We start from the raw sequence: 24,111 nt of genomic DNA, 5'->3' as shown, positions 1-24,111 counted from the left end.
GAGGCGTGCAAGCCAAACGAACGGAGAATCCTCGATTTCATTCCGTCATCACGCTGGGCGGCAGATCGCATGTCCGGGCAAACCGCGGTTCGGAGAACTCTGCCTCGGCCCCGAACGCGCCGAGCAGCATATCCACGTGGACCGACCGAACGACAGGCGCGAGGGGCGCGCAGGGGGCTCGGAGGTGGTGTCCTCGCTTTTGGATACGTCGAAAAATCTGGTAGTATCGAGAACCCATGGAATGCCCTCGTTGCAAGCTCGACCTGACGAACGACCCTTACCGCGGCGCCGGCGAGCGCCATCACCGCCGTGAGCGGCTCGAAACCATCGCGCACGAAGCCGGCGTGGAGCTCGACGGCTGCACGGGGTGCGGCGGCGTCTTCCTCGATCACGGCGAGCTCGCAAAAATCCAGAACGCCGCGGCGAACGGCGAAACGAAGCCGACGCGCACCCCGACGACGGCCCTCCAGCGCGTCTACGCGCACGCCCGGGAGCGCGGCGCGGGGACCGAGGGAGAGGCCGCCGCGCTCGTTTGCCCGTCGTGCGGGGGCGAGATGGCCGCGCGCAACTGGGGCTTCGGCTCCGAGGTGATGGTCGATACGTGCATCGAGTGCCGCGGCGTATGGCTCGATTTCGGCGAGCTCGACGCGCTCGAAGACCTCTTCCGTTAAAACCCGAGGCCGGCGTGCAAGCCGAGCTCGACCCATTCGAGGGGCACGTACACCGAATCGAGCCCTCGATCGGCCGTGCTCTGCACGGCAACGTACCCCGCGTGCACGCCGACCCGGACGATCGCGGCGCTCAAATCGACCGCTGCGCCCAGGTCGTACGTGGGTCCGCGGACATCCTGCTGCACGATCGCAATCCCGTAATGAGCGAAGATCGAGGGCTGCACCATGCCGCGCAAGGCCAGGCGCCCGCCCACGACCCCGCGCATCGGGGTCTCGACCGCGTTCAGGCGCAGGTAGGATCCTCCGATCTCCGGGGTGATCGCGAAGGGCCCGAGGTTCGCGCGGTATCCGATCCGGCCGCCGATGCCGCTGCCGACGTCGCCGACAGGACCCGCGCCGCTGGTCACGACCCCCACGTTCATGTCGGCGCCCAGCGAAAGGCCAGCCCGGGCCGTGGAAGGAAGGAACCCCACCACGCCCAGGCCGGCGATCACGGAAATGAGGAAAAGGTTTCGGCGCATCTTTACCTCCAGGGACGGTCCTCGGCTGACGGAAGCATATCCGACGCCGCCCGAGGAGGCAGGCGGACCGAGCCCTGAAAGCACGTATCGGACTTCGATTCAGGCGGCCTCGGCCTTGGCCCAGTCCTCGACCTCGTAAAGGAAGCGCGTGCCGCCGATGAGCTTGCGGTTGTACGAGGTGCTCTGCACGAAGACCACGTACTTCTCCAGGCTCGCGGGCTTGATGCGCACGGTCGCGCCGGGCGGCAAGCCGAGCATCTCGCGGGCGCGCTCGCCGCTGTAGAGATCGCCCGTCTTGCGGTCCAGCAGCACCACCTCCTTGTGCCCCTGGATCGTCTCGGTCTTCATGAACTCGTAGAAGCCGCGGCCCGCCTTGAAGGTCAGGCCGTTTTCCAGGACGAACTGCTTGATGGGCATGTCGCGGTCCACCTCGAGCGCCTGGAACCTGCCGGGCGGCACGGCGCGGAGGTCGGTGTCGCCGTATTCGGCGGACGCCTCGCGCTTCATCATCGTGCCGAACATCTTGTCGAGGCCGCGGTTCATGCGGCCCTGCTTCTTGACCTCGCGCTCGTAATCCTGGAGCTTCTCGTCGGACGATTGCTTGTAGCAGACCGCGAGGATCATGTCGGTCACGTAGGCGAACTGGTCGAGGCCGATGTGGAAACCGCCGCTCTTCCGCGCGAGCTCCGCGTAAAACGGCGTCGCGTGGCGGCGGCCGAGGCATTGCACGCCGTAGACCGGGATGCCGGCCGCGCCGAGCGCGTCGACTTCATTGCGCCAATCGAGCTTCTTCGGGTTCTGGTTCGGCCCGTGCGGCACGTCGTCGCCGATGAGCACGAAGACCTTCGTGTAGTTCTTGGTCCAGGACATCGACCGGGCCTCGTGCAGGACGAGCTCGTAACACTCGGGCGCGTCGCCGCCGCCCGTGGGGCCGACCTTCTCCACGAAACGCACGATCGCGTCGCCGTCGTCGGTCAGGTCGAGGGCCTTCGTCACGTACGTCGAGCCGGCGTCGCAATAGTCGCCGTGGGCGATGATGCCGATCCGGATCCCCGGGATCTCCTTCATCAATCGCCGCACCGTCTCGCCGACCTTGCGCCGGACCTGCGTCAAGCAGGGGTACATGCTGCCGGTGGTGTCGAAAGAGAAGACGACCTCGATCCTGTTGTCGATCATAACAAAGCCCTCCGTGGGTCGCGACCGCGTCGCGATTGGTTCGTCCAATGTGCGTCCCTTCGACGTGATTGTCCATTGACGATTCCTATGGGTCGGACATTGTTCGACCCTTCGTTCGAGAATGGCGAACACGGAGGCCCGGGCGGACATTGTCCGTCACGGGACGGGCAAACGGCGCAGCGGTGCGGCTTTGCAGGGGTACGGGCTTCCTGCTAGCGTCGGCGCGCCCCGGCCGTTCCGTCCGGCGATAGCTCCTTCCTGGAAAGATCCTTGACGATGCGAACGAATTCCTTATCTCGCGTGCTCGCGATCTCGTTCTCGCTTGGCCTCGCCGCCCTGCTCGGCGTCGGCTGTAGCTGCGACGAGGACGAGTTCGACGGCGCGACCGCGTGCCAGAAGCTCACCGACGCCGCGAACGGCGTGCTGAGCACCTGCGGCAAGCCCGCCGTCGACGAGAATGACGTCTGCTCGACGTCGACGACCAACTGCAGCAGCATTTCCGGCTGCTCCGCCACGGTGGACGTCGATAGCTGCGTCAAGCTCATCCAAGCGAGTTCGTGCGACGACGTGCAGATCCGCGCCTACGCATTCCAGACGATTTGCGCCGACGTGATCAACAACATCAACATCGCCTGCGCCCGGTCGAGCACCGGCGGCAGCAGCGACGGGGACGACGACTGAGCGTCCTCGACGTCGCGCGCGCCTCCCCCTCCCCTTGCGGCCCCCGGCTTGCAAGGCCTATGAAGACGGCCTCCGCAGGCCCGCTCCCCGCACGATGAACCCCTCCCCCGCGATCGAGGTCCGTGACCTCTCGAAGCGCTTCGGCGACGTCGAGGCCGTCCGCGGCGTGAGCTTCACCGTGCAGGAAGGCGAGATCTTCGGGTTCCTCGGGCCAAACGGCGCCGGCAAGACCACGACCATCAAGATGCTCTGCACGCTGCTCGCGCCGACGAGCGGCGTCCTGCGGCTCGCCGGCTTCGACGTCACGAAGAGCCCCGACGACGTGCGGCGAGCCATCGGCGTGATCTTTCAGGATCCGTCCCTCGACGATCGCCTCACCGCGGAGGAGAACCTCCTGCTCCACGCCGTCGTGTACGGCGTGCCCCGCGCCGAGCGCCGCGCGCGCCTCGACGAGGCCCTCGCGTTCGTGGATCTCGCGGATCGAAAAAAGGACCTCGTGCGCACGTTCTCGGGCGGCATGAAGCGGAGGCTCGAGATCGCCCGCGGCCTCGTGCACCGCCCGCGCGTGCTCTTCCTGGACGAACCGACGACCGGGCTCGATCCGCAGACGCGAAAAGCGACCTGGGAGGTGCTGCGCGGCCTGCGCGACCGGAACGGCATGACGTTGTTCCTGACGACCCATTACATGGACGAGGCCGAGCACTGCGATCGAATCGCGGTGATCGATCACGGGCGGATCGTGGCCGAGGACAGCCCCGAGGCGCTGAAGCGCGCCGTGGGCAAGGACGTGGTCTTCGTGCGGACGAACGAGCCCGCGGCGCTCTGCGACGTGCTCGCCGAGCGGTACGGCCTCACGCCGGATCGAACCGAGGAGGGCCTCTGCTTCCGCGTGGAAGACGGCGAGGCGTTCGTGGTGCGGCTCGTCTCCGAGGCGCGCGTCGCGGTCACGGGCATCGCCGTGCGGCGCCCGACGCTCGACGACGTGTTCCTCGCCCTCACGGGCCGACAGATCCGCAACGGCAACGGCGACGCCGGGCGCGACAGGATGCGCGCCATGGCGCGGCGGAGATGAGCATGCGCGCGGAGGTCGTCTACCACCTCGCCCGCCGCGACGTCGTGAAGTTCCTGCGCGACCGGCAGAACCTCGTCGCGACGCTCGTGCGCCCGCTGCTCTGGATCCTCGCCGTCGGCTTCGGCCTCCGCAGGGCGTTCGACCCGGGCGCGACCGGCGTCGACTTCGTCTCCTTCCTCGTGCCCGGCGTGGCCACGATGGCCGTGCTCTTCTCCAGCATGTTCTCCGCGATCTCGATCGTGTGGGACCGCGAGTTCGGCTTCCTGAAGGAGCTGCTCGTCGCGCCCGTCCCGCGCGCCACGCTGGTCCTCGCGAAGATGATCTCCGCCAGCGTGACGTCCCTCCTCGAGGTCTCGGTCGTGCTGCTCGTCGCGCCGCTCCTCGGCGCGCGGATCGATCCGCTCGGCGCGCTCTTCGCGATCCCCGTGCTCGTCGCCTTCGGCATGGCCGTGAGCGCGCTCGGGATCACCGTGGCCTCGCGCATGAAGACGTTCGAGGGCTTCGGCGGGATCGTGAACTTCCTGATCCAGCCGATCTTCTTCTTCTCGGGCGCGCTGTATCCGCTCGACGGCCTGCCGCCCGCGCTCGCGGTCGTGGTGCGGCTGAACCCGATGTCGTACGCGGTCGACGCGACGCGGGGCCTCTGCGTCGGCGTGCACCATTTCCCGATCCTGCTCGACGCGGGCGTCGTGCTCGGGACACTCGCCCTGGTGGGCGCGCTCGCGGTACGCTCGTTCTCGCGGATGCAGGCGTGACGCGCCGCGCCCGCCGCGCGTGACCGCCGCAAATTCTTGACGCCCGCGCCCGCGAATTCCATACGTCGAGGGGCGTCGTTCGATCAAAATGCGAATGCTTCCCCGCCGCCCTGCCCTCCCCGCCTTGCTCCTCGCTGTGACCCTCGCGCTCTCCGCAGCGGGCTGCGGGCGCGCCTACAAGCGCGCGATGGAGCGCGGCGACGCCTTCGCCCGCGCCGGCGACTGGGACGCCGCAGCCGCAGAGTACGAGCGCGCGACGCGCATCGATCCGGACGAGGAGCTGGCGCAGCAAAAGCTCGCGAGCGCGCGCCGCAAGCAGTCGGAGGGGCGCACGGTCGAGAGCCGGGAGGCGCTCGAGCGCGGAGAGTTCGAAAAGGCCCTGTTCCTCGCCCGCGACGCGGTCGCGTTTGATCCGGTGAACCAGGAGGCGCGTCGCACCTACGTCGAGACGCGCGCCGCCGTCTTCAAGCGCGCCGAGGAGCTGCTCGCGAGCGACCACGACGACGCGGCCCTCTCCCTCGCGCGCGCGGCGCGGCAGTGCGATCCGAACGATCAAGCCGCCGCCACCCTCGAAGGCCGCATCCTCGATCGGATGGCGACACGCGCCTACGACCGCGCCGTCAAGTACGCCGCCGAGGGCAAACGCGGCAACGCCCTGCTCGCGTTTCGCGACGTCGAAGCCGCCCGCCCGGGCTTCCGCGACACGAAGCAACGCGCAGACGAGATCCGTCGCTCGCTCGAAGACGAACTCCGGTTCTTCCTCGTGATCGAAAAGCCCGCGGACACGAAGGCGAGCGGCGTCTCCGCCCTCGTCGAGTCCGAGCTGCTCCGGTGGAGGGGCGACTCGCGCGCGCGGCTCGTCGCGGCGACCAGCCAGGAGCCGCCGCCGAACGCGGCCGGCGTGCGGATCCAGGCCGCGTTCGACACGATCGCCCGGGACCACGACGTCGCCACGCAGGGCCGCACCTGCGAGTACGTGTGCGGGACCGATCGCCTGCCGAACCCCGCCTACGACGCCGCCTCGCGCGAGGTCGACGAGGCCGAGCGACGCGCGCGCGCCGCCGAAGGGTCCGCCCGCCGCACGAAGAAGACCGCCGAGGACGCGCGCCGCAACCTCACGACGGCGACGAGCTTCCACGACCGCGCCAAGGCCGACGAGAAGCGCCTGCAGCGCGAGCTCGATCAATGCCGCGCGACGCACAAGCTGCCCTCCGAGTGCAAAGCGGAGGACGATCGCCACGACGACGCGCGCCGCGCGCGGGCCGAGGCCGAGACGCGCGAGGACGAGGCGCGGCGCGAGGCCGAGCGCAAAGAGAAGGAGCACGCGGACGCCCAGCAAACGGTCTCGAACGAGCGCGACGCCTGGGAGCGCGCCGTCGCCGCGCTCCGGCGGACGCCCACGACGATCCTCGTCGATCGCATCTGCGCGCACAACTACGGCGTCGAGCTGCACACGTGGAGCGCCGCGACGTCCCTCGCGCTCCGCGCCCACGTCCTCGGTGAGACCAGCGCCGTGACCTTGCCGCCGGATCCGATCTCGATGCGCGCGACGGACGAGACCTTCCGCGCCGAGTCCGGGCGATGCAAGGAAGTCGCGGCGGGGGATCCCTTGCGTGCTCCCTCCGATGGGGACATCGAGGCGGCCCTCGCCACGCGCGCGGTCGAGAAGATCCGCGGGCAGGTGTTCGTCTGGTACGCGGGGTACGTCCAGAGCTACGCGGACGACCACGCGCGGGAGAAAGCGGCGGGGAGGCTCGAGGAGGCGAACGAGGCCCGGGTCCGCCACCTGCTCACGGGCACGGGTCTGCCCCCGGTCGGCCGCTGACGAGCGCGCTGCGCGCCGCGAGCACCCGCGCCGAGGCCGCCTCCGCCGTCTCCGCCATCGCCACGAGGTGCCCCATCTTCCGCCCCGGCCGCGCCTCGGTTTTTCCGTACAGATGAATCTTGACGTCCGGGAACGCCGCGGCCCGATCCCATTGCGGCTCGCCGTGCTCCCACAGATCGCCGAGCAGGTTCGCCATCGCCGCGGGCCGAAGCAAGGTGGGCTCGCCGAGGGGCAAACCGCAGACCGCGCGCAATTGTTGCTCGAACTGGCTCGTCACGCAGGCGTCGAACGTGTAATGCCCCGAGTTGTGGGGTCGCGGGGCGAGCTCGTTCACCACGATGTCGCCGTTTGGCAGGTAAAACATCTCCACGCCGAGCACGCCCACGAGGTCGATCGCCTTCGCGATGTCCGAGGCGACTTCCGTTGCGCGCGCGCGCGCCGCCGCGGGGACGCCTGCGGGCGCGAGCGAGACGTCCAGGATGTGCCGCGCGTGCCGGTTCTCGGCGACCTCGAACGGGACGATGTCGCCGGCGTGCGAGCGCGCGACGACCACGGAGAGCTCACACGCGAACGGGACGAACGCTTCCAGCACGCCGAGCTTCCCGCCGAGCGCCTCGAACGCGCGACCTGCGCTCTCGGGCGCGTCGATCCGGACCTGGCCTTTGCCGTCGTAGCCGAACTCCGCCGTCTTCAAAATGGCCGGCGTGCCGAGGCGAACGAGCGCGGCGCGGAGCTCGTCCTCGGTCCGGATCTCGGCGAAGCCCGCCACCGGAAAGCCGCCTTTCGCGAGGAAACGCTTTTCGCGCAGCCTGTGGCGGCACGTGTCGAGCACCGCGGGCGAAGGGTGAACGGGCCTGATCTCCGCGACGGCGGCGAGCGTCTCGGAGGGGACGTTTTCGAACTCGAACGTCACGACGTCGACCGCCTCGGCGAAGCGCCGCGCCGCGTCCACGTCCTCGTACGGCGCGACGACCTCGACGTCCGCGACCTGCCCCGCGGGTCCGTCCTGCGAGGGGTCGAGCGCGTGCACGCGGTAGCCCATGCGCCGCGCCGCGATCGCGAACATGCGGCCGAGCTGTCCGCCGCCCAGGATGCCCACCGTGCGTCCGGGGAGAATGGGGCCGCGGGAAGTCACGTCGTCAAACCTCGCTTTCGAGCGCGGCCCGGGTCTGCTCCGCGCGGAATGCTTGGATGCGCTCACGCAGCGGGGCGTCGTGGAGCGCGAGGATGGAAGCGGCGAGGAGCGCGGCGTTTTTCGCGCCCGCATCGCCGATCGCCAGGGTCCCCACGGGGATGCCGCCCGGCATCTGCACGATCGAAAGCAGCGAGTCGAGCCCATGCAGGGCGTGCGACAGGATCGGCACCCCGAGCACGGGCAGGACCGTCTTCGCGGCCACCATCCCGGGCAGGTGCGCGGCGCCGCCTGCGCCGGCGATGATCACCTGGAGCCCGCGCGCCTCGGCCTCTTCTGCGTAGCGGAACAGGAGGTCCGGCGTGCGGTGCGCGCTGACCACGCGCATCTCGAACGGCACCTCCAGGCGCTCGAGCATCTCGGCCGCCTTTCGCAGGGTCGGCGCGTCGCTCGTGCTGCCCATGATGATCCCCACGCGGGGGGCGCGCTGCGTCATGGCGGGTGTTCTAGTCGGTTTCGGGGCGCACGTCATCGAACTCGGACGTCGAGCCCGGCTGCCCGGGAAAAACGAGCGGACGGACCCACAGGCCCGCGTGCCTTCCCCCAGGGGTCCCCGAGCCCAGCGCGAGCTCGGGGACCACGGCGCTTCGGGGTTGCGCGAGGGAACGCGCGGTTCGCTCAGTCGAACCAGCCGTCGCCGCAGGGCCCGATATCGTTGAAGGCGAACTCGCGGCCTGCGATGGCGAGCCTCACGCGGCTGAAATCGAGGCCGCCCCCGTAAACGCCGCCGCCGCAGAAATCGTCGAAGTAGCCGTCGAGATCGATCGCACCCTGCCAGAGGTTTCCGCCGGCGAGCGGGTAGGCGTAGTAGCCGCCGATCGCGACGTCGCTGAAGAGCCCGTCATTGCCGTACCACCCGCCGCCGATGCCGCCGATGCCACCGATGCCACCGACGCCACCGACGCCGCCGATGCCGCCGAAGCCGCCGAGGCCGCCGCAGGTCGCGCCGCCCGTGAGGAACGCGTTGATCTCGACCTGATTCGCCACGAAGCCCGCGGCCTCGAAGCGGCAGAAAATCTGGTCGCCGTCGAAGCAGACGTTGACGTCGTTGAACGCGAAGTTGCCGCCATAACCGTAACCACCGTAGCCACCGTAGCCGTAGCCGCCGTAGCCGTAGCCGCCGAGGCCGCCGAGGCCGCCGAAGCCGCCGAAGCCGCCGAGGCCGCCGCCGTAATAGCCGCCCAACGGGCCACGGGGCCCGCCGTAGCCGCCGTATCCGTACCCGCCACGGTATCCAACCCCGCCGCGGGCTCCGTATCCGCCATAGTATCCGGCTCCAAACCTGTCATCGAGGCCCCAGCCCCCCGCGATCGCCTGGTCGGAAGCAGCGAGGAGCATGGCAGAAGCGAACGCAGCGGAAAGGACGCGGAGCGACTTCTTCATGAAAACCCCCTTTTCGGTTCTCTGCCTCCTCTCGCGCCCAACATCGACGCGAGAAGGGCCGGCGCTTCATTACATCAAGCAGCGGCTCGCCGGCGTGCCGCGCGCCCCAACGCATTGCAAGGTCGCGGCCGCGGGGGCGGCGCGCCATGGTCGTTCGGGAGCGTGCGATATGGGCTCGCACGCCAGCCACGACGCGCGGCCGCGAACGTATTTCGGTCCGCGGACGTACGCGGGCCGTGCAATGAGAAACCATACCGCCCGCGGTGCGCCGCGCGCCCGAATCGAGGACGGAGCCGCGCGCCCCGCGCGCACACGAAAGCGTCGGCCAGGACGCCGCGGCACCGCCTGGGTGCGTCGGGAACGTCCCCTCAGCCGAATCGCTCGAGCGCCTCTCCCACGGTGGAGAAGCGCGGCGCGCGGAGCAGGCCTCCTTCGAGGGGCTCGGCGTGGACCGGATCGACGAGGTGCGTGTCCGTCGGCTGGCTTCCGAGATCGGCGCAAAGCACGTCGAGCAGGACGCCGTCGGTCTCGGCAACGTGCCAATGCACATTGTCGCGCGCGTCGGAGATGCTCGTCGCCTCGCCCGGGCCGAGGATCCGATCGATCGTGGGCCGGAGGACGATACCGCCGGGCTCGTCGCGCACGCGATCGTAATGGCGGACGCGGAACCGGCCCCGGAGCACGTAATGCATCGAGACCATGTTGTCGTGCGCGTGCGGCGGGTTCGCCCGTCCGGCGCGCAGGACGAAGAGCTTCGTTACGATCCGCGGGCCCTCGTCTTCGGGGAGCGGGGGGGAAAACGGTACGACCGCGGCGCCCCGGATCGCCGCGGGCGCACGCGCGACGAGCGACTCGACGTCGATGGCCCGGGCGATTTCCTCGGGAGAGGCGCCGCGGAAAGCGTGCTCCACGAGCTCCTGCCACGTCGCGGGCGAAACGCGCCCGGCGGCGAGGGCCTGGGAGGCCTCCCGGGCGGCCTGGAAGACGTTCTCCGCGCTGCGGCGCCCGGCCGCCGACCCCGAGAGGAACGTGTATCGCGCCAGGGCGGCGAGGGCCGTCGCGAGGCAAGCGCCCATAACGACGCGACGCCCGACATGGCGCTCGGCGCGCGGAGCCCCCGCGGCCGTGGGCCGGCTCCCGAGCACGAACGTCCGAGGCTCGCTGGGCATCTCGCGCGCATTACGAAATGCCGGGTCGAAAGTCAAGAAAACAGCGCGATCCAGGCGCCGCGTTTCGTGTCCATGCCCCGAGATCCCCCATGATCACGCAGCATTCCGAGAATTATCCAGCCCGGAGAAACCCCCGCGTGCGTCACGCACGGAACCGATGTCCCGTAACATCGTGGGTCTGCTGACGGTGAATCCGCCCACGTTCCACGCGCGAAGGCATTGCCTGGTCTGCAAAACCGTGGCAAGAGCGTCCCCACGTGGCAAAAGGGCCCTTCATTTTTAACGATTATCGTGGCCTCGTGCAGCTCAAGCTGGAGACGGCCGAGGACCTCGAGCTGATCCACGCGCTCCCGCCGGCCCGCTGGTCCGCGACGAGCGTCCCGATCGACCAGCTCCTCTGCGACGAGGCGCTGCTGCGGTACATCGACGTCGACAAGAACCGACGCATTCGCGTGCAAGAGCTGCTCGCCGCGCACGATTGGCTGCGGGCGCGCCTGCGGAACATGAACCGCATCACCGAGCGGACCGATACGGTCCACCTCGACGACCTCGACCCCTCGCAGCCCGAAGGCGCGCGCCTCCGCGCCCTCGCGAAAAAACGCATCAAGGCGAGCGGGCAGGCCACGCGCGCCGGCGCGACGCTCTCCCTCGCCGAGATTCGCGCCTTCCGCGACGGCTATGCGCGAAAATCGCCGAACGGGGACGGGATCGTGGCGCCCTCCCAAATCAAGGATCCGGCCCTCGCGCGCCTCGCGACATTGATCGTCGAGGCCACGGGCGGCGTGATGGATCTCTCGGGCGACCTCGGCGTGGACGCGACGAAGCTCGATGCGTTCCTCGCGCTCGGCCACGCGGAGCTCGCGTGGGAGGCGGCGGGCGCGCTGCGCGGGAACGCGGAGGCGAGCCTCGTGCTGCCCTTCGGCGCCGGGACGGGGGCCGCGTTCGAGGTCGTGGACACGCTCGCGGGCAAGCTCGATCAATTCTTCGCGCAATGTGATCTGCTCGGACAAGGCCCGGTCGCGGAGGACAGGCTCGCCGTCAAACCGGAGCGGCTCGCGGAGCTCGACGTGAACGATGCCGCGGCGATCCGGGGGTACCTGCGCGAAGCCCCGCTTGCGCCGCCGAACCGCTCGGGCGTGCTCGACCTCGAATCCAGCGTGAATCCGCTCTTCGCGGACGAGGTGCGGCGGCTCTCGGTCGACGTCTTGCCGCGCGCGCTCGGCGAGCCGGGCCCCGTGCGCAAGCTCGATCGCCCAAGCTGGGAGCGGGTCCGCGCGCTCTTCGAGCCGTACCGCGCGTGGCAATCGAAGCGGCCCGCGCCTTTGCCGAGCGGCCTCGTGGGCGACGAGCTCCGCGCCTTGCTCGAAGGTCCCTTGCCGGAGGCGCTGCGCGCGCTGGTGACCGAGGACGAAAAGGCCTCGGTCGAGCTCGTGGGGCTCTTGGACCTGGAGAAGCTCGCGCTCCTGCAGCGGTGGATCCTGGATCTCGCAAACAACATGGTCAGCTTCCCCGCGCTCTTTTCCGTCGGGGAGCGGTGCTTGTTCGAGGTCGGTACGCTCGTGCTCGATGGGCGCGAGATCAACCTCTGCGTCCGCGTCCCCGACAAGGCCGAGCACCTGCCGATCGCGGAGACGAGCAACATCTTCGTCGCGTACGTCAATCTGGATCGCAAAGAGGGCGACCTGACGACGAAGATGCACATCGCCGCGGGCGTGACGTCAGGTTCGAGGCGCGGCATCTCCGCGGGCAAGCGCGGCGTGTTTTACGATCGCGACGGCAAGGAATGGGACGCAAGGGTCACCGAAGTGATCGTCAAGCCCATTTCCATCCAGGAGGCGGCGTTTGCGCCTTTCGTGAAGCTGCGCGACTTCATCGGCGACAAGGTGGCGAAGCTCTTCGGCAACAAGCTCGAAGCCATGGAGAAAAGCGTCTCCGAGCACGTCGACGCGCAGATCACGGCCGGCCCGCCGAAGGCCCCGCCGCCCCCGCCGCCCCCGCCGCCGCCCCCGCCGCCAAGCACGCCTGTCGCGGCGCCCGTCGTGGCTCCGGGGTTGCAAAGCTCGATCGTGGGCGGCGGCATCGCATTCGCGGCCGTCGGCTCCGCCGCGGCGTTCGCGCTCCAGACGCTCTCGAATACGAACCCGCTGAAGGCCTTGCTCGCGGTGGCGGGCGTCGCGCTCGGCGTGATGACGGTCTCGGGGTTCCTCGGCTGGCTCAATCTTCGCAAGCGCGATGTCTCGGCGCTGCTCGAAGCGTCGGGCTGGGCGTTCAACGTCCGCATCTACCTCCGGCGGAACCTGAGCCTCCGCTTCACGCGCGTGCCGCCGCTGCCGCGGGGGAGCGTACGCGAGCGCAGCGTCCTGCCCGTCTTCGTCTCCGGCGAAGACGAGGTGCCCGTGGGCCGCATCGTCATCGTGCTCGCCGTCATCGCGCTCGGCGGGGCCCTCACGTGGCATTACCGCGAAGTGCTCGTGGCATCGTTCCGCCATTTGTTCCGCGTTTGATCCGAAACGCCCCCTCCCACGTAAACAGGAACGTCCTCGCGAAGGCGCCATGACCCGCTCCTTCTCGGGGGCTTGACAGGGGTCCGCATTCGCGATTTTCTGACCATCCTGGCGCACGTGCGCCGGCATTTTCTTAACGAGGGGAACGACGACATGAAGGCACTTGCGAAGTACGCTGGCATTGCGCTGTCCGTGGGCATCGTGGGCTGCGGCGGCAGCGACGGCGGTGGGGGGGACGCGATCGATTCCTCGCTGCTCGCGCAATACCGCGCGGCCATCCCCAGCGAGGCGCAGATCATGGCTTCCTCGCCAAAGGCCTCGAGCGGGGCGAAGATCGGCGATCCGGCGCTCTATCCGTCCGGCTCGGCGGAGATCGTGCTCGGGATCAATGGCTCGATCGAGTACATCCTCACGGGGCTGGAGCTCATCGTGAGCATCGAGCCCACGGTCTACAACAGCGACACGAAGGAGTTCTTCTGGGGCCCGTACAAGAACGAAAACGGGTTCGGGACGATCGCCGCGTACATCAAGGACGCGGGCGAGGGGCAGGACTTCCGCTACCATTACGCGATCCTCCGCGGCAAGGACAACGACGTCGCGGGCCTCGTGCCGATCCTCTGGGGCGGCGCGAACCCGGATCCCGACACGAAGGATCACGGCTCCGGCATCACGCTCATCGATTTCGAGGCGAATGCTGCATTCGAGCAGGCGAACAACCCGAACGGCGCGAACATGCCGATGGACCGCGGCCGCTTCGTGGCCGTCTATGGCAAGGACGCGACGGACAAGGGCGATCTGACGCTCGTCTTCGCGGCCCTGCGCGGCTTCGTGTCCAAGGACGAACCCGGCGCGATGCCCGCGGATCTCGATTACCTCTACGGCCGCGTCGACGACGGCGCGAACAAGGTCGATTTCGTCGACTGGAAGAGCACGTTCGACGTGCACGAGGATCCCGCGATGGCGAAGCCCGAGGATGTCGGCGTGCGCCTCGCGTTCGTGAACGAAGGAAAGGGCCGCGCCGAGGCGCGGGCGTCCGGCGGGGATCTCGCGTCGGGCCAGGTGGCGGACGCGATCGAGTGCTGGGACGACGCGCTCGCGCAGAGCTATCTGTCGTTCAAGACCTCGACGAACGGCACGGAGGACAGCGCGGCCTCCGAGGGTGACCTCGCGAGCTGCGGCCTGTTCCAGGCGTCGTTGTCCGAGCTCGGCGTGCCCGCGCTCGCGGACGTGCCCGCGGACTTCAAGGCGGCGCTCGACGATCTCGCGAAGAACGGCGCGCCGAAGGAGTGATCTGATCCGACGGGAAAACCCCAAATGAACAAAGGGGGCTCGGCGCGTGCCGGGCCCCCTTGTTCGCTCAGCTCTTCGCGGCGGCGATCACGGTCGAGGCGTGCTCCTTCGGGTCCACCTCGAGCCAGACGTGCTTGATCTTCCCGTCTTTGCCAATCAGGAACGATTGCCGCGCGGCGAACGAGAGGCGCAGCGGCACACGGAACGCCTTCGCCACGGCGGCGTCCGTATCCACGACGAGCGGGAACGGCAGCTTGTATTTGTCGATGAACGCCTTGTGGCTCTCGGCGTCCTGTGTCGAGACGCCATACACCTCGAGCCCGGCGGCCTGGATGTCGGCCCAGCCGTCGCGCAGGCCTTGCGCCTCGATGGTGCACCCCGGCGTATCGTCCTTCGGGTAGAAATACACGAGGACCTGCTTGCCCTTCAGGCTCGACAGCTTGACCTCTTTGCCGTCGTCGAGCTTCAGCGTGACGTCGGGCGCGGCGTCCCCCACTTCGAGCGGCTTCGATTCATCGACCGCGTGGGGGTTCGCGCCTGCGGCGGCCGGATCGGCCTTCGTGGAGGCGGGTTTGTCATCCTTGCACGCCGCGAGGCCGAGCGCGGCGATCACGAGGAGCGGGAGGAGGCGGGGCGATCCGTTCATGGCCGGCAGGATGGCGTAGGAGCGCCGGGGCTGCAAGGCCTGCGGTCCGACCCTCGGATCAAGGCTTCTTCTTCGGCTTCGGCCTCGGGGCCGGCAGCGTGGTGAGCGGGCGCGTCGTCGGCATGTAGCCGCCAAACGGCTTGTCGAACCGCCACAGAATCTCGATGGGCCGCGGCGTCTCCTCGTCCGCATACTCGCGAGGCACGCCTCGCATCCCGAACCAATCGAATTTGTCCGAATGGATCTCGTAGACCTTCTCCCAGCGGCCGACCCCCGTCTCCCCGTTGAACGGATACGAAACGGAGCCGTCCTCGCCCACGGCGAGGACCGACCATCCTGCCTGGGTGCCCGCCGTGTCGAGCGTGTCCGTCTGCGAATAACTGAAGACGTGGATCTGCTTGTTTCGTTCGACGATGCCCATCGGCTCTTCTCCGATGTCCGCGACGTCGAGGAGATCCACGAACTCGCCCCCCTTGAAGACGGCGACGGAGGGCAACACGGCATTCGAAAAGCCGATCTCGACCTCGCCGAGCTTTCGTTCGGGCACGTAAAGAGGGTGCTCCGACGTCACGACGGAGGAGGTGTCCTTGCCTGGGTGGCGGGCCGTTTCGAGAAGGTCGGGGGCCGCGGGGGAATACGAGAGGCCAAACGGTCGACGCTCGGCGAGGTTCTGCCGATAGACGGCGGCGCGGAGATCGGCGTGTGGCTCGAATGCGACGGGCTCGGGCGCGGCGACGCGGATTCGATCGTCGCCGGAGGCCTTCGGGGGCGTGGGGGTCGATGCCGCAATGGCGCGGACGAGAACCTCGGGGATCGGCGCGGCCGACGCGCGGGGATACGCCGCGACAGGGATCCGCGCCTCGATCGTCATTCCACGCGCCGTGAATGCCATGGACGCGACGGAGCCCGGGACCGGGACGAGCGCGCCGCCCTCGTTCACCTGGAAAAGGCCCCTCTTGTCGAGCCGGAACATCCGCTCGAATCGCGCCTCGTGCGCCTCCACGCCGCCGGAGGGAGCGGGCGCCGACGGCGGAAACCCAAAGGCGAGCCAGATCCCGTCTTTCGAGAGCTCGGCGAGGTCCGCCGCGACGAACGCGCCGTCCCTCGTGAGCGCAAAGGCCAGATGCGAGGGCGCGTCACGCGGATTCGGATCGGCCGAAGGCGGTTTCTCCGCGGGCGGGGGCGGCAGAAGGGACCCCCACTCGGCGACGTTGCCGTCGATCACGAGGTTCGCGGGGAGTTTGTCCGGCGCCGCCACGCGGACGAGCGGCGAGGGCGCGCGGGCCGCGGGCTTGGGCACCTCCGCGGCCGCGGGCTCCCGCGGCGACAGCGCGGGGTTTCCGCGGGTCTGCTCGGTCGGAGCCGACGCGCATGAGGCCAACTGCGCGGCAAGCGGGAAGGCGAGCGCGGCGAAGCGAGTCATGCCCTCCAGCGTGTACCATACCCCTTGACGCCTTCGCCATCGTGGTCTCCCCTCCGCGCAGGAACCGGAGGATCGACGTTGAAGATCACGTGCATCGGCGGCGGACCCAGCGGCCTCTACCTCGCCATCCTGGCCAAGAAGCGCGATCCCTCGCGCGAGGTGGTGGTGCTCGAGCGCAACCGGCCGGACGACACGTTCGGCTTCGGCGTCGTGTTCTCCGACGCGACGCTCGACAACCTGGAGGGCGTCGATCGGCCCGTGTACGACGCGATCCGGCAGAGCCTCTCGCACTGGGACGACATCCACACGTTCGTCCGCGGCGAGCGGCTCGTCTCGACCGGGCACGGCTTCAGCGGCCTCTCCCGCCATCGCCTTCTCGCCATCTTGCAGGCCCGCGCCGAGGAGCTCGGCGTCGTCCTCAGCTTCGAGCACGAGGCCACGGACTTCGACGCGATCCGGCGCACGAGTGATCTCGTGATCGCGGCGGACGGCGTGAACAGCGCGGTGCGGAGCCGCTACCAGCCGCACTTCGGCACGCGCGTCGACGGCCGGCCGAACCGCTTCGTCTGGCTCGGCACGACGTTCCCGTTCGACGCGTTCACGTTTTACTTCGACGCGAACGAGCACGGCCTCTTCCGGGTGCACGCCTATCGCTACGAGGCCGAACGATCGACGTTCATCGTGGAGTGCCGCGAGGAGACGTGGCGCCGCGCCGGGCTCGATCAGGCGACCGAGGACGAGACGCTCGCGTATTGCGAGAAGCTCTTCGCGCCGCGGCTCGCCGGGCACCGGCTGCTCAAGAACAAGAGCGTCTGGCGCAGCTTTCCCACCGTGCACAACGAGCGGTTTTCCTGGGAAAACGTGGTGCTCGTGGGGGACGCCGTGCATACGGCGCATTTCTCCATCGGTTCGGGGACGAAGCTCGCGCTGGAGGACGCGATCAGCCTGGCGGACGCGCTCGACGGGCACGCGCGCCTGTCCGACGCGCTCGCCGCGTACGAGGCGGATCGGCGGCCGAAGGTGGAGACGCTCCAGCGCGCGGCGCAGGTGAGCCTGGAGTGGTTCGAGAACACCGAGCGATACATGGATCTCGACCCGCTGCAGTTCAACTTCAGCATGCTGACGCGCAGCCTGCGCGTGACGCACGAAAACCTGAAGGTGCGGGATCCGGCGCTCGTGCGCGCGGTCGACACGTGGGTCGCGAAGGAAGCGGAGGCGCAATCGGGCGTGCGGATCGAGAGCAAGGAGCCGCCGCCGCCGATGTTCACGCCGTACCGGCTCGGCAAGCTCCTCCTCGACAACCGCGTGGTGGTCTCGCCGATGTGCCAGTATTCGGCGGAGGACGGCGCGCCGAACGATTGGCACCTCGTGCACCTCGGCAGCCGCGCGGTCGGCGGCGCGGGCCTCGTGATCGCCGAAATGACGGACGTGAGCCCCGAAGGCCGCATCACGCCCGGCTGCACGGGCCTCTACCGCGCGAGCCACGTGCCCGCGTGGCGGCGCGTGACCGAATTCGTGCATCGATTCTCCACGGCGAAGATCGGCGTGCAGATCGCCCACGCGGGCCGAAAAGGCGCGACGAAGCGAATGTGGGAGGGCATGGATCAGCCACTCGAATCGGGCGGCTGGCCGCTCCTCGCCGCGTCCGCGATCCCCTACCTGCCGAAGAGCCCCGTGCCGCGCGCGATGGATCGCGAGGACATGGACCGCGTGAAGGCCGATTTCGTGACGGCGACGAAGATGGCCGACGAGGCGGGGTTCGACCTCGTCGAGGTGCACATGGCCCACGGGTATTTGCTCGCGAGCTTCTTGTCGCCGATCACGAACCGGAGGACCGACGCCTACGGCGGCTCGATCGAAAACCGCATGCGCTTCCCGCTCGAAATCTTCGACGCGGTGCGGGCGGCGTGGCCCAAGGACAAACCGACGAGCGTGCGAATCTCGGCGACGGACTGGGCGCCCGGCGGGATCACGCCGGAGGACGTGATCCGGCTCGCCGCGGCGCTGCGGGAGCACGGGGTCGACATCGTGGATGTATCGGCGGGCCAAACGGATCCGTCGTCGAGGCCGGTGTACGGTCGTCTCTTTCAGACGCCCTTCAGCGAGCTCGTGCGGCTCGAAGCGAAGGTACCGACGATGACCGTGGGCAACATCCAGAGTTATGCCGACGTGAACAGCATCATCGCCGCGGGACGAGCGGATCTTTGCGTGCTGGCGCGGGCGCACCTGTTCGACCCTTACTGGACGCGGCACGCGGCGGCGGAGCAGGGATACGTGATGCCGTGGCCGAACCAGTACGTCTCGGTGCAGCGTTACGTGCCTCGAATGAAGTAGGCCTCATCCCCGACGGCGCGCGACCGCGAAATAACTCGGGAGCGCCTCGATTTCGTCAGGTGTTCGCAATGGAAGCGTATACATGACCGTGGGGCCGCTCTCCAGGATCTCCCATGCGGCGCCGGGGAAGTATTCGCGCACCTCGGCGTCGCCGAAGCGGGAGGGTGGCCTCACGCCGGCGGCGACGACCTTGCGCACCGGCTCGGGCAGGTATGTCGGGGTCGCGCCCTGGAGCACCATGTGATCGAGCGGATCGCCGTCGATGCTGCTCTCCGACAAATAAAGCACGCCCCGCGGGCCGAGCGCGCCGCGCATGTTCTCGACCGCGACGGCGCGGCGCTGCGGATCGAGGACGTGGAGGACGCCGCGCATGAAGACGTTGGCCTCGCCGAGCTCGTCCGTGATCCATCGGAGCGCGTAGGGCATGCTGACGTCGGCGACGTGGAACGAGAGGTTCGTGATTCCGACGGACTCCGCATGCGCCTTCTCGATGGCGTGGCTCGAAACGTCGAGCCCGACGACCTTGGAAAACCGGGCGGCGAGGAGACGCGTGAAACGGCCATTGCCACAGCCGATGTCGATCACGGGGAGATCGGGGATGAAATGGCTGGAGACGCGTCTCGTGACCTCCTCGATTTCGCGGGCGTCCTCCGTGTCCCAAAGCACCTCCCCGTGGTGGCCCGTCCGGCGGATGCCGCTCCAGAAGCGGTCCCACGCCTTCGCCGGATCACGCGGTGCGCGAAGGGCGTACGAGAGGAGCTGCGGAAGAAGAAGGTATTTTGGGAAGGCCATGGCGCAGCGACGATAAAGCCAGCGGCAAGGGGCGACAAGATGTCCCTTCGGAGCGCTCCTTTTCTCATTCCCGCGCCCCCGGGTGCGCCCCAGCCCGCTCGCCTCTATTCGTCACGCGCGCTGCGAAACCGCTGGACCACGTAATCCACGAAGGCCCGCACCTTCGTCGGCATGTGCCTGTGGTACGGGTGCACCACGAAGACGTTCGTCTCGCCAAGCGCGTGCTCCGGCAGGACGCGCCGCAACCGGCCCTCTTCGATGTCCGTCGCGACGAACGATCGCGGCAGCCGCGCGACGCCGATCCCGTCGAGCGTCGCCTGGCGGAGCACGGCGATGTTATCGGTGATGAGGCTGCCCGAGACGGCGACGAGGTGCGTGCGGCGGCCGCATCGAAAGGTCCATTCGCGCCGGACCGGCGAGAGGCGCAGGCAATTGTGGTGCACGAGATCCTGCGGAGAGTCCGGCGTTCCGCGGCGCGCGAGGTAGTCGGGCGACGCGCAGAGGTTCATGCGCACGGCGCCGATGCGGCGCGCGACGAGCGCCGAGTCTTCGAGCGTGTCGGCGACACGAAGGGCCACGTCGAAGCCCTCCGCGACGATGTCGATGCGGTGCTCCGACAAGGAGAGCTCGACCACGAGCCGCGGATATCGCTCGTGGAGCTCGCGCAGGATGCTCGGGAATTGCAGGATTCCAATGCCCACCGGTACGGTGACGCGCACGAGGCCCTCGGGCTCCGCCGACGCGCTCTCCAGGACGCCCTGCGCCTCGTCCGCCGCCGAGACGATCCGCGCGCACGTCTCGTAGAGACGCGTGCCTTCCTCCGTCAGCGAGAGGCGGCGCGTGGTACGATGCAGGAGCCGCACGCCGAGCCGCTCCTCCAGCCCCGAGATCCGCGCGCTCACGACCGATTTGGACAGGCCGAGGAGCGCCGCCGCGCCCGTGAAGGAGCGCGCCTCCACGACGCGCGCGAAGACCGCCATGGAGACCACATCGTCGAGCGCTGCCGTCATCGATTGTTCGCCTGGGCGAACAGTGTTACCCGGTCCGCCCCCCTAATCAAGCGGCCGTTCGGGGCGCATGGTACGCCGTCGAAACCACCCCGAAGGGACGATCCGACCATGCGCACGATTCGATTTGTCGTTCTCGCCGCCGCTGTGCCCGCCCTGCTCTCCCTCGCGGCTTGCGAGGATCCGGCCAAGGACAAGCCCAAGGCGACGGTCGCGCCGGCCTCGTCGGCGCAGGCCGAGACCAAGCCCGCCGCCACCACGGCGACCACCGAGACGCTCGACGTCGACGCCGCGGCCTCGACGGTCGGGTTCATCGGCTCGAAGGTCACGGGCAAGCACGAGGGCAAGTTCGAGAAGATCGCCGGCAAGATCACGCTCGCGGACGGCAAGGCCGAGGGCGGCCGGATCTCGTTCGAGGTCGAGACGGCGTCGGTCAAGACCGACGCGGCCGACCTCGACAAGCACCTGAAGAACGCCGATTTCTTCGACGTCGAGAAATTCCCCAAGGCGACGTTCACGTCGACGGAGATCAAGGCCGGCGGCACGAACGGCGCGACGCACACGGTCACGGGGGATCTCGACCTCCACGGCGTGAAGAAGTCGATCACGTTCCCCGTGACGATCACGATCGCGGCGGATGCCGCCACGGGCACCGCGGAGTTCTCGATCAACCGGAAGGATTTCAACATCACGATCGCGGGCAAGCCCGACGACCTCATCCGCGACGACGTGCTGCTCAAGCTCACGCTGAAGGCGCCGCGCAAGAAGTAACACGCTCAGGGGACCACGAAGACCGCCCCGATCATCCCGGCATTCGCGTGGGCGGGCGAGACGTACGGGAACGTCCCCGCCTTGCCCATCGTGAACGTCTTCGAGGTCCCAGCGTTCGTCGCGGGGACGAAGGGCCCGGCGGCGGCGGGGATGACGGCGCCATTCTCCACGTGCCCACCTTCGAGCGGGTAAAGGGAGAAATCCCCCGAAAAGGTCACGTTCGTCCCAGCCTTCACCTTGACGCACGCCGGGGAGAACACGAGGCCGGGCCCGGGAAACGTGATTGCCACGGAAGGGACGGTCGTCTTCTCGACGGCCGTCATCACATCACAACCGTTGATCGAGGCGACGCACTTGCCGGCATGACACATGCCACTGGCGCACTCCGCGTCTTTCATGCAGGGCGCGCCTAGTTCACAGGGGGGGCAGGGCGGCGCTCCGCAGGTGATACACATGACGATGGGGCACGTGCCATTGTAGCAAACGCTGATGCCCGGGCAGAGCGCAGGAGGATTGTCGTCGACGACGTTGTTGCAATCGTTGTCGAGTGCGTCGCACGCCTCGGGTGACGGCTGGACGAGCTGCGCGCAGACGAGCTGACCATTGACACATTTCGTCGCCCCCTTCGCGCATACGCCGAACTGCCCCGGGACCACGCAGGGCTGCCATGCCCCGGGATCTCCGTCGTCCACCGCGCCGTCGCAGTCGTTGTCCAGGCCGTCGCATTGCTCCGCCGATGGAAACATGACTTGCGCGCAGACGAGCTGGCCGTTGACACATGTCGACGCCCCCTGCGCGCATACGCCGAACTGCCCCGGGACCACGCAGGGCTGTCCTCCCTCCAAAGCTCCGTTGTCCACCACGCCGTCGCAGTCGTTGTCCAGGCCGTCGCATACCTCCGGCGACGGCACGACATCGTCTATGCATGGGTAGGACGCGTCCATGCATTGTATCCCAGCCTTGCAGATTCCAACGCCGAGCGTCCCCGGAGGACCCTCGTAGCACTCTTGGCATGGGTCGCCGCCTGCACCGCCCTGACCGCTGCCTGCGCCGCCCTGACCGCCGCCTGCACCGCCCTGACCGCCGCCTGCACTGCCCTGACCGCTGCCTGCACCGCCCTGACCGCTGCCTGCGCCGCCCTGACCGCCGCCTGCGCCGGGTACTGATCAAGTTTGGCCCCGAGTGATCAAGTTCGGCGATCGGCCGTAGCGAATAGCGATTTCGGCGCGTAGGTTCGGCGGGCCTGAAAAGGCGCCGCCCCGAAGGGTTTGCCGACCCCCGGGGCGACTTGGCCGCAACCCCGTATCCCCGGAGTCGCAACCCATGCTTCGTTTAGTCCACCCCGCCCCGCGGGGCCAAGGGACTCGTCCGCCTTCTGGCCGGAAGAGCCCCGCCCTCTACCCCACGTCCGAAGAGCGCGCCCACATGCGGGCCGCCGAGCGCAACATCGCCCGCGCCTACGGCGGGCGCGCCGTGCTTGCCGCCGTGATGGGCGTCTCCCTGGAGGCTGTCAGCAACATCCGCCGCGAGGGCTCGTACGCCGTCGCCGTCCTCCTCGCTCGCGCCGCGGGCATCACGGTCGAGCAAGTGCTCTCCGGGCGCCCCCACGTGGCGGGCGCGTGCGCCCTCTGCGGGCGGAAGGGCGCGTCGTGATGGCCGCTTCCCGCTTCCGCGATCGGCCCCTCCGCGGGTCGGATCTGATCGAGATCCAGCGGGCGAACCTCCGCGCCCTGCTCCGCCACCTCCACCGTGAGCACGGAACGTGGATTGCCGTCGCGCACCAGCTCGGCTTCCGTCGCTCCTTCGTCCTCGCGTTCTGCGACGGGACGGAGCCGGGCAACATGGCGCTCGCGCGGAGCATCGCGCGCGCCGTGGGTCTTTCGCTCGACGATGCCCTCGCGGGCAAGGCTCCCCCGAGGAAGGCCCCGGCGCTCGTGCTGGTCGCGGCTCCGCGCCGGAAGGGCGGTGCCTCATGACCGCCGAGCACGACCAGGGCCACGACGAGAGCCCGGACAGCCTCCCCGCGGTGCTCTCCGCGGAGCAGGCAGATCGCGTGCGTCGAGCGCTCGCGCCGCACGTCGCCGGGCGCGGGTTGTGGAAGGCCTCCGAAGCGATCGGCTACGCGCCGAAGTACGTCCAGGCGTTCCTCCGCGGGGAGATCCACTGCACGCTCCACTTCGCCGCGGGCGTGGCGCATGCGCTCGACCTCGACGTAGAAGCCCTCGTCCGAGGGGGTGAGCGGTGAGCCAGTACCACCAACCCCCGAGCGGCGCCGCGCCGGTCGTCGTGGCCGACGCGGACGAGGTGGTTCGTCTTCGCCCGATGCTGACTCGCTACCTGCGAAAGATCGGCGTGGACGAACTGTACATCCCCGACCTCATACAGGAGACGATCTCCACGACGTGGGAGGCCCTGCACGAGGGACGCGTCCGCGGCGCCGACAACCTGAAACCCGAGCAAGCCCTTTGCGGGTTCGCCCGGCAAACGGCGTGGCGGCACGCCATGAACCTCATGCGGCGCGCCTCGATGCGGCTCGAAATCCCCATGTCCGCGATCCAGTCGCCACCCGACCTCGTGACGCCGGATCCGATGTCCGAGATCGAAGCACGGGATCTGCTCACGTGGGTCATGAAGTCGCGCCCGAGGCTCGCCAGCATCGTGCTCCTCGCCGCGCGGGGGCTCATCGGACCGGAGGCGGCGCGGACCATGGGCCATGGCCTCACGGCGCATTACGCCCACGTCCAGAAGCTCCGCGCCGCCCTTCGCGCTGCTTCCACCCCGAAGCAGGCTCCACGCCCCACGTGGAAGAGCCGCAAGGCCAAGCGCTGAAAGGCGACGGGCGCCGCGAGCCGAAGCCCATGGCGCCCGTCGTCCCCCTCTGCCATGCGCCTTGTCTATC

At 68.9% G+C, this 24,111-nt stretch carries 24 protein-coding genes; 13 read left to right on the top strand and 11 right to left on the bottom strand.

Annotated elements, in window-relative coordinates:
• Positions 1-236 precede the first annotated feature (236 nt).
• Positions 237-671, top strand: coding sequence for a TFIIB-type zinc ribbon-containing protein (locus tag E8A74_RS14485; RefSeq protein ID WP_136929576.1), 435 nt, complete (start codon positions 237-239; stop codon positions 669-671).
• Here E8A74_RS14485 and E8A74_RS14480 read toward each other — a convergent pair.
• The gene (locus E8A74_RS14480) at positions 668-1,192 is read right to left on the bottom strand and encodes a hypothetical protein (RefSeq protein WP_136929575.1); all 525 of its coding nucleotides are present in this window, start codon (positions 1,190-1,192) and stop codon (positions 668-670) included. The two genes, E8A74_RS14485 and E8A74_RS14480, sit on opposite strands and share 4 nt — an antisense overlap.
• Positions 1,193-1,291: 99 nt before the next feature.
• Positions 1,292-2,368: a vWA domain-containing protein gene (locus tag E8A74_RS14475; protein WP_136929574.1), complete on the bottom strand. Its 1,077-nt coding sequence runs from the start codon at positions 2,366-2,368 to the stop codon at positions 1,292-1,294.
• A 276-nt stretch (positions 2,369-2,644) separates the two neighbouring features.
• Between E8A74_RS14475 and E8A74_RS14470 the strand changes: the two genes are divergently transcribed.
• The 4 genes from E8A74_RS14470 (at position 2,645) to E8A74_RS14455 (ending at position 6,701) form a co-directional block, all read left to right on the top strand.
• Positions 2,645-3,049, top strand: coding sequence for a hypothetical protein (locus E8A74_RS14470; RefSeq protein WP_136929573.1), 405 nt, complete (start codon positions 2,645-2,647; stop codon positions 3,047-3,049).
• Between the two features lie 94 nt (positions 3,050-3,143).
• Positions 3,144-4,121: an ATP-binding cassette domain-containing protein gene (locus E8A74_RS14465; protein WP_136929572.1), complete on the top strand. Its 978-nt coding sequence runs from the start codon at positions 3,144-3,146 to the stop codon at positions 4,119-4,121.
• Positions 4,118-4,876 carry an ABC transporter permease gene (locus tag E8A74_RS14460; protein WP_136929571.1) on the top strand — a complete coding sequence of 253 codons (759 nt, stop codon included), beginning with the start codon at positions 4,118-4,120 and terminating at the stop codon, positions 4,874-4,876. Before E8A74_RS14465 ends, E8A74_RS14460 begins: the two co-directional genes overlap by 4 nt.
• Before the next feature lie 94 nt (positions 4,877-4,970).
• On the top strand, positions 4,971-6,701 hold the full coding sequence (locus E8A74_RS14455) for a hypothetical protein (RefSeq protein ID WP_170229122.1): 1,731 nt from the start codon (positions 4,971-4,973) through the stop codon (positions 6,699-6,701).
• On the opposite strand, the gene E8A74_RS14450 is transcribed toward E8A74_RS14455, so the two are convergent.
• The 4 genes from E8A74_RS14450 to E8A74_RS14435 form a co-directional block, all read right to left on the bottom strand.
• Positions 6,667-7,836 (bottom strand): 5-(carboxyamino)imidazole ribonucleotide synthase, encoded by a 1,170-nt coding sequence (locus tag E8A74_RS14450; RefSeq protein WP_170229109.1) that lies wholly within the window; start codon positions 7,834-7,836, stop codon positions 6,667-6,669. The genes E8A74_RS14455 and E8A74_RS14450 overlap by 35 nt on opposite strands.
• Positions 7,837-7,840: 4 nt before the next feature.
• Positions 7,841-8,329: a 5-(carboxyamino)imidazole ribonucleotide mutase gene (purE, locus tag E8A74_RS14445; protein WP_136929568.1), complete on the bottom strand. Its 489-nt coding sequence runs from the start codon at positions 8,327-8,329 to the stop codon at positions 7,841-7,843.
• A 182-nt stretch (positions 8,330-8,511) separates the two neighbouring features.
• Positions 8,512-9,276 carry a hypothetical protein gene (locus tag E8A74_RS52255; RefSeq protein WP_170229121.1) on the bottom strand — a complete coding sequence of 255 codons (765 nt, stop codon included), beginning with the start codon at positions 9,274-9,276 and terminating at the stop codon, positions 8,512-8,514.
• A 368-nt stretch (positions 9,277-9,644) separates the two neighbouring features.
• On the bottom strand, positions 9,645-10,445 hold the full coding sequence (locus E8A74_RS14435; protein ID WP_136929567.1) for a cupin domain-containing protein: 801 nt from the start codon (positions 10,443-10,445) through the stop codon (positions 9,645-9,647).
• A gap of 257 nt (positions 10,446-10,702) precedes the next feature.
• Here E8A74_RS14435 and E8A74_RS53920 point away from each other — a divergent pair, with 257 nt between their 5' ends.
• Together E8A74_RS53920 and E8A74_RS14425 are read left to right on the top strand one after the other, a co-directional pair.
• Positions 10,703-12,949 carry a hypothetical protein gene (locus E8A74_RS53920; protein ID WP_211365360.1) on the top strand — a complete coding sequence of 749 codons (2,247 nt, stop codon included), beginning with the start codon at positions 10,703-10,705 and terminating at the stop codon, positions 12,947-12,949.
• Positions 12,950-13,102: 153 nt separating this feature from the next.
• Positions 13,103-14,239 carry a hypothetical protein gene (locus tag E8A74_RS14425; RefSeq protein ID WP_136929566.1) on the top strand — a complete coding sequence of 379 codons (1,137 nt, stop codon included), beginning with the start codon at positions 13,103-13,105 and terminating at the stop codon, positions 14,237-14,239.
• Positions 14,240-14,306: 67 nt separating this feature from the next.
• Here E8A74_RS14425 and E8A74_RS14420 read toward each other — a convergent pair whose 3' ends face one another.
• Both E8A74_RS14420 and E8A74_RS14415 read right to left on the bottom strand, forming a co-directional pair.
• Positions 14,307-14,885 (bottom strand): peroxiredoxin, encoded by a 579-nt coding sequence (locus E8A74_RS14420; RefSeq protein ID WP_136929565.1) that lies wholly within the window; start codon positions 14,883-14,885, stop codon positions 14,307-14,309.
• A 58-nt stretch (positions 14,886-14,943) separates the two neighbouring features.
• Positions 14,944-16,308 carry a hypothetical protein gene (locus tag E8A74_RS14415; protein WP_136929564.1) on the bottom strand — a complete coding sequence of 455 codons (1,365 nt, stop codon included), beginning with the start codon at positions 16,306-16,308 and terminating at the stop codon, positions 14,944-14,946.
• A gap of 78 nt (positions 16,309-16,386) precedes the next feature.
• Between E8A74_RS14415 and E8A74_RS14410 the strand changes: the two genes are divergently transcribed.
• Positions 16,387-18,642, top strand: a complete 2,256-nt coding sequence (locus E8A74_RS14410) for a bifunctional salicylyl-CoA 5-hydroxylase/oxidoreductase (RefSeq protein ID WP_232379550.1) — start codon at positions 16,387-16,389, stop codon at positions 18,640-18,642.
• 3 nt (positions 18,643-18,645) lie between these two features.
• Here the strand turns inward: E8A74_RS14410 and E8A74_RS14405 are convergent, their stop codons facing one another.
• Positions 18,646-19,434 carry a class I SAM-dependent methyltransferase gene (locus E8A74_RS14405; protein WP_136929563.1) on the bottom strand — a complete coding sequence of 263 codons (789 nt, stop codon included), beginning with the start codon at positions 19,432-19,434 and terminating at the stop codon, positions 18,646-18,648.
• A gap of 104 nt (positions 19,435-19,538) precedes the next feature.
• Positions 19,539-20,444, bottom strand: a complete 906-nt coding sequence (locus tag E8A74_RS14400) for a LysR family transcriptional regulator (RefSeq protein ID WP_136929562.1) — start codon at positions 20,442-20,444, stop codon at positions 19,539-19,541.
• Positions 20,445-20,552: 108 nt separating this feature from the next.
• On the opposite strand from E8A74_RS14400, the gene E8A74_RS14395 reads away from it, so the two are divergent.
• Positions 20,553-21,212, top strand: coding sequence for a YceI family protein (locus tag E8A74_RS14395; protein WP_136929561.1), 660 nt, complete (start codon positions 20,553-20,555; stop codon positions 21,210-21,212).
• A 5-nt stretch (positions 21,213-21,217) separates the two neighbouring features.
• Here the strand turns inward: E8A74_RS14395 and E8A74_RS14390 are convergent, their stop codons facing one another.
• Complete coding sequence (locus E8A74_RS14390; RefSeq protein ID WP_170229120.1) at positions 21,218-22,123, bottom strand: MopE-related protein; 906 nt, start codon at positions 22,121-22,123, stop codon at positions 21,218-21,220.
• A gap of 412 nt (positions 22,124-22,535) precedes the next feature.
• Between E8A74_RS14390 and E8A74_RS14385 the strand changes: the two genes are divergently transcribed.
• Genes E8A74_RS14385 through E8A74_RS14370 form a run of 4 tightly spaced genes read left to right on the top strand, consistent with a single transcriptional unit; the run spans position 22,536 to position 24,041 of the window.
• Positions 22,536-22,865 carry a transcriptional regulator gene (locus E8A74_RS14385; RefSeq protein ID WP_170229119.1) on the top strand — a complete coding sequence of 110 codons (330 nt, stop codon included), beginning with the start codon at positions 22,536-22,538 and terminating at the stop codon, positions 22,863-22,865.
• On the top strand, positions 22,862-23,188 hold the full coding sequence (locus tag E8A74_RS14380; RefSeq protein WP_136929558.1) for a hypothetical protein: 327 nt from the start codon (positions 22,862-22,864) through the stop codon (positions 23,186-23,188). The genes E8A74_RS14385 and E8A74_RS14380 overlap by 4 nt, the downstream gene beginning before the upstream one ends.
• On the top strand, positions 23,185-23,457 hold the full coding sequence (locus E8A74_RS14375; RefSeq protein ID WP_136929557.1) for a hypothetical protein: 273 nt from the start codon (positions 23,185-23,187) through the stop codon (positions 23,455-23,457). The genes E8A74_RS14380 and E8A74_RS14375 overlap by 4 nt, the downstream gene beginning before the upstream one ends.
• Positions 23,454-24,041: an RNA polymerase sigma factor gene (locus E8A74_RS14370; RefSeq protein WP_136929556.1), complete on the top strand. Its 588-nt coding sequence runs from the start codon at positions 23,454-23,456 to the stop codon at positions 24,039-24,041. The genes E8A74_RS14375 and E8A74_RS14370 overlap by 4 nt, the downstream gene beginning before the upstream one ends.
• Positions 24,042-24,111 lie beyond the last annotated feature (70 nt).

Origin of the sequence: Polyangium fumosum, from assembly GCF_005144585.1 — a bacterium.
Taxonomy (GTDB): domain Bacteria; phylum Myxococcota_A; class Polyangia; order Polyangiales; family Polyangiaceae; genus Polyangium; species Polyangium fumosum.
This window is presented reverse-complemented; position numbering and strand designations above follow the sequence as displayed.

What these genes read in the sequence shown, in the direction of transcription:
- E8A74_RS14375 (WP_136929557.1), top strand. Translation starts at nt 23,185, where the DNA reads ATGACCGCCGAGCACGACCAGGGCCACGACGAGAGCCCGGACAGCCTC.
- E8A74_RS14385 (WP_170229119.1), top strand. Translation starts at nt 22,536, where the DNA reads ATGCTTCGTTTAGTCCACCCCGCCCCGCGGGGCCAAGGGACTCGTCCG.
- E8A74_RS14460 (WP_136929571.1), top strand. Translation starts at nt 4,118, where the DNA reads ATGAGCATGCGCGCGGAGGTCGTCTACCACCTCGCCCGCCGCGACGTC.
- E8A74_RS14435 (WP_136929567.1), bottom strand. Translation starts at nt 10,445, where the DNA reads ATGCCCAGCGAGCCTCGGACGTTCGTGCTCGGGAGCCGGCCCACGGCC.
- purE (WP_136929568.1), bottom strand. Translation starts at nt 8,329, where the DNA reads ATGACGCAGCGCGCCCCCCGCGTGGGGATCATCATGGGCAGCACGAGC.
- E8A74_RS14405 (WP_136929563.1), bottom strand. Translation starts at nt 19,434, where the DNA reads ATGGCCTTCCCAAAATACCTTCTTCTTCCGCAGCTCCTCTCGTACGCC.
- E8A74_RS14480 (WP_136929575.1), bottom strand. Translation starts at nt 1,192, where the DNA reads ATGCGCCGAAACCTTTTCCTCATTTCCGTGATCGCCGGCCTGGGCGTG.
- E8A74_RS14470 (WP_136929573.1), top strand. Translation starts at nt 2,645, where the DNA reads ATGCGAACGAATTCCTTATCTCGCGTGCTCGCGATCTCGTTCTCGCTT.
- E8A74_RS14415 (WP_136929564.1), bottom strand. Translation starts at nt 16,308, where the DNA reads ATGACTCGCTTCGCCGCGCTCGCCTTCCCGCTTGCCGCGCAGTTGGCC.
- E8A74_RS14485 (WP_136929576.1), top strand. Translation starts at nt 237, where the DNA reads ATGGAATGCCCTCGTTGCAAGCTCGACCTGACGAACGACCCTTACCGC.
- E8A74_RS14465 (WP_136929572.1), top strand. Translation starts at nt 3,144, where the DNA reads ATGAACCCCTCCCCCGCGATCGAGGTCCGTGACCTCTCGAAGCGCTTC.
- E8A74_RS14455 (WP_170229122.1), top strand. Translation starts at nt 4,971, where the DNA reads ATGCTTCCCCGCCGCCCTGCCCTCCCCGCCTTGCTCCTCGCTGTGACC.
- E8A74_RS14395 (WP_136929561.1), top strand. Translation starts at nt 20,553, where the DNA reads ATGCGCACGATTCGATTTGTCGTTCTCGCCGCCGCTGTGCCCGCCCTG.
- E8A74_RS14425 (WP_136929566.1), top strand. Translation starts at nt 13,103, where the DNA reads ATGAAGGCACTTGCGAAGTACGCTGGCATTGCGCTGTCCGTGGGCATC.
- E8A74_RS52255 (WP_170229121.1), bottom strand. Translation starts at nt 9,276, where the DNA reads ATGAAGAAGTCGCTCCGCGTCCTTTCCGCTGCGTTCGCTTCTGCCATG.
- E8A74_RS14475 (WP_136929574.1), bottom strand. Translation starts at nt 2,368, where the DNA reads ATGATCGACAACAGGATCGAGGTCGTCTTCTCTTTCGACACCACCGGC.
- E8A74_RS14420 (WP_136929565.1), bottom strand. Translation starts at nt 14,885, where the DNA reads ATGAACGGATCGCCCCGCCTCCTCCCGCTCCTCGTGATCGCCGCGCTC.
- E8A74_RS14400 (WP_136929562.1), bottom strand. Translation starts at nt 20,444, where the DNA reads ATGACGGCAGCGCTCGACGATGTGGTCTCCATGGCGGTCTTCGCGCGC.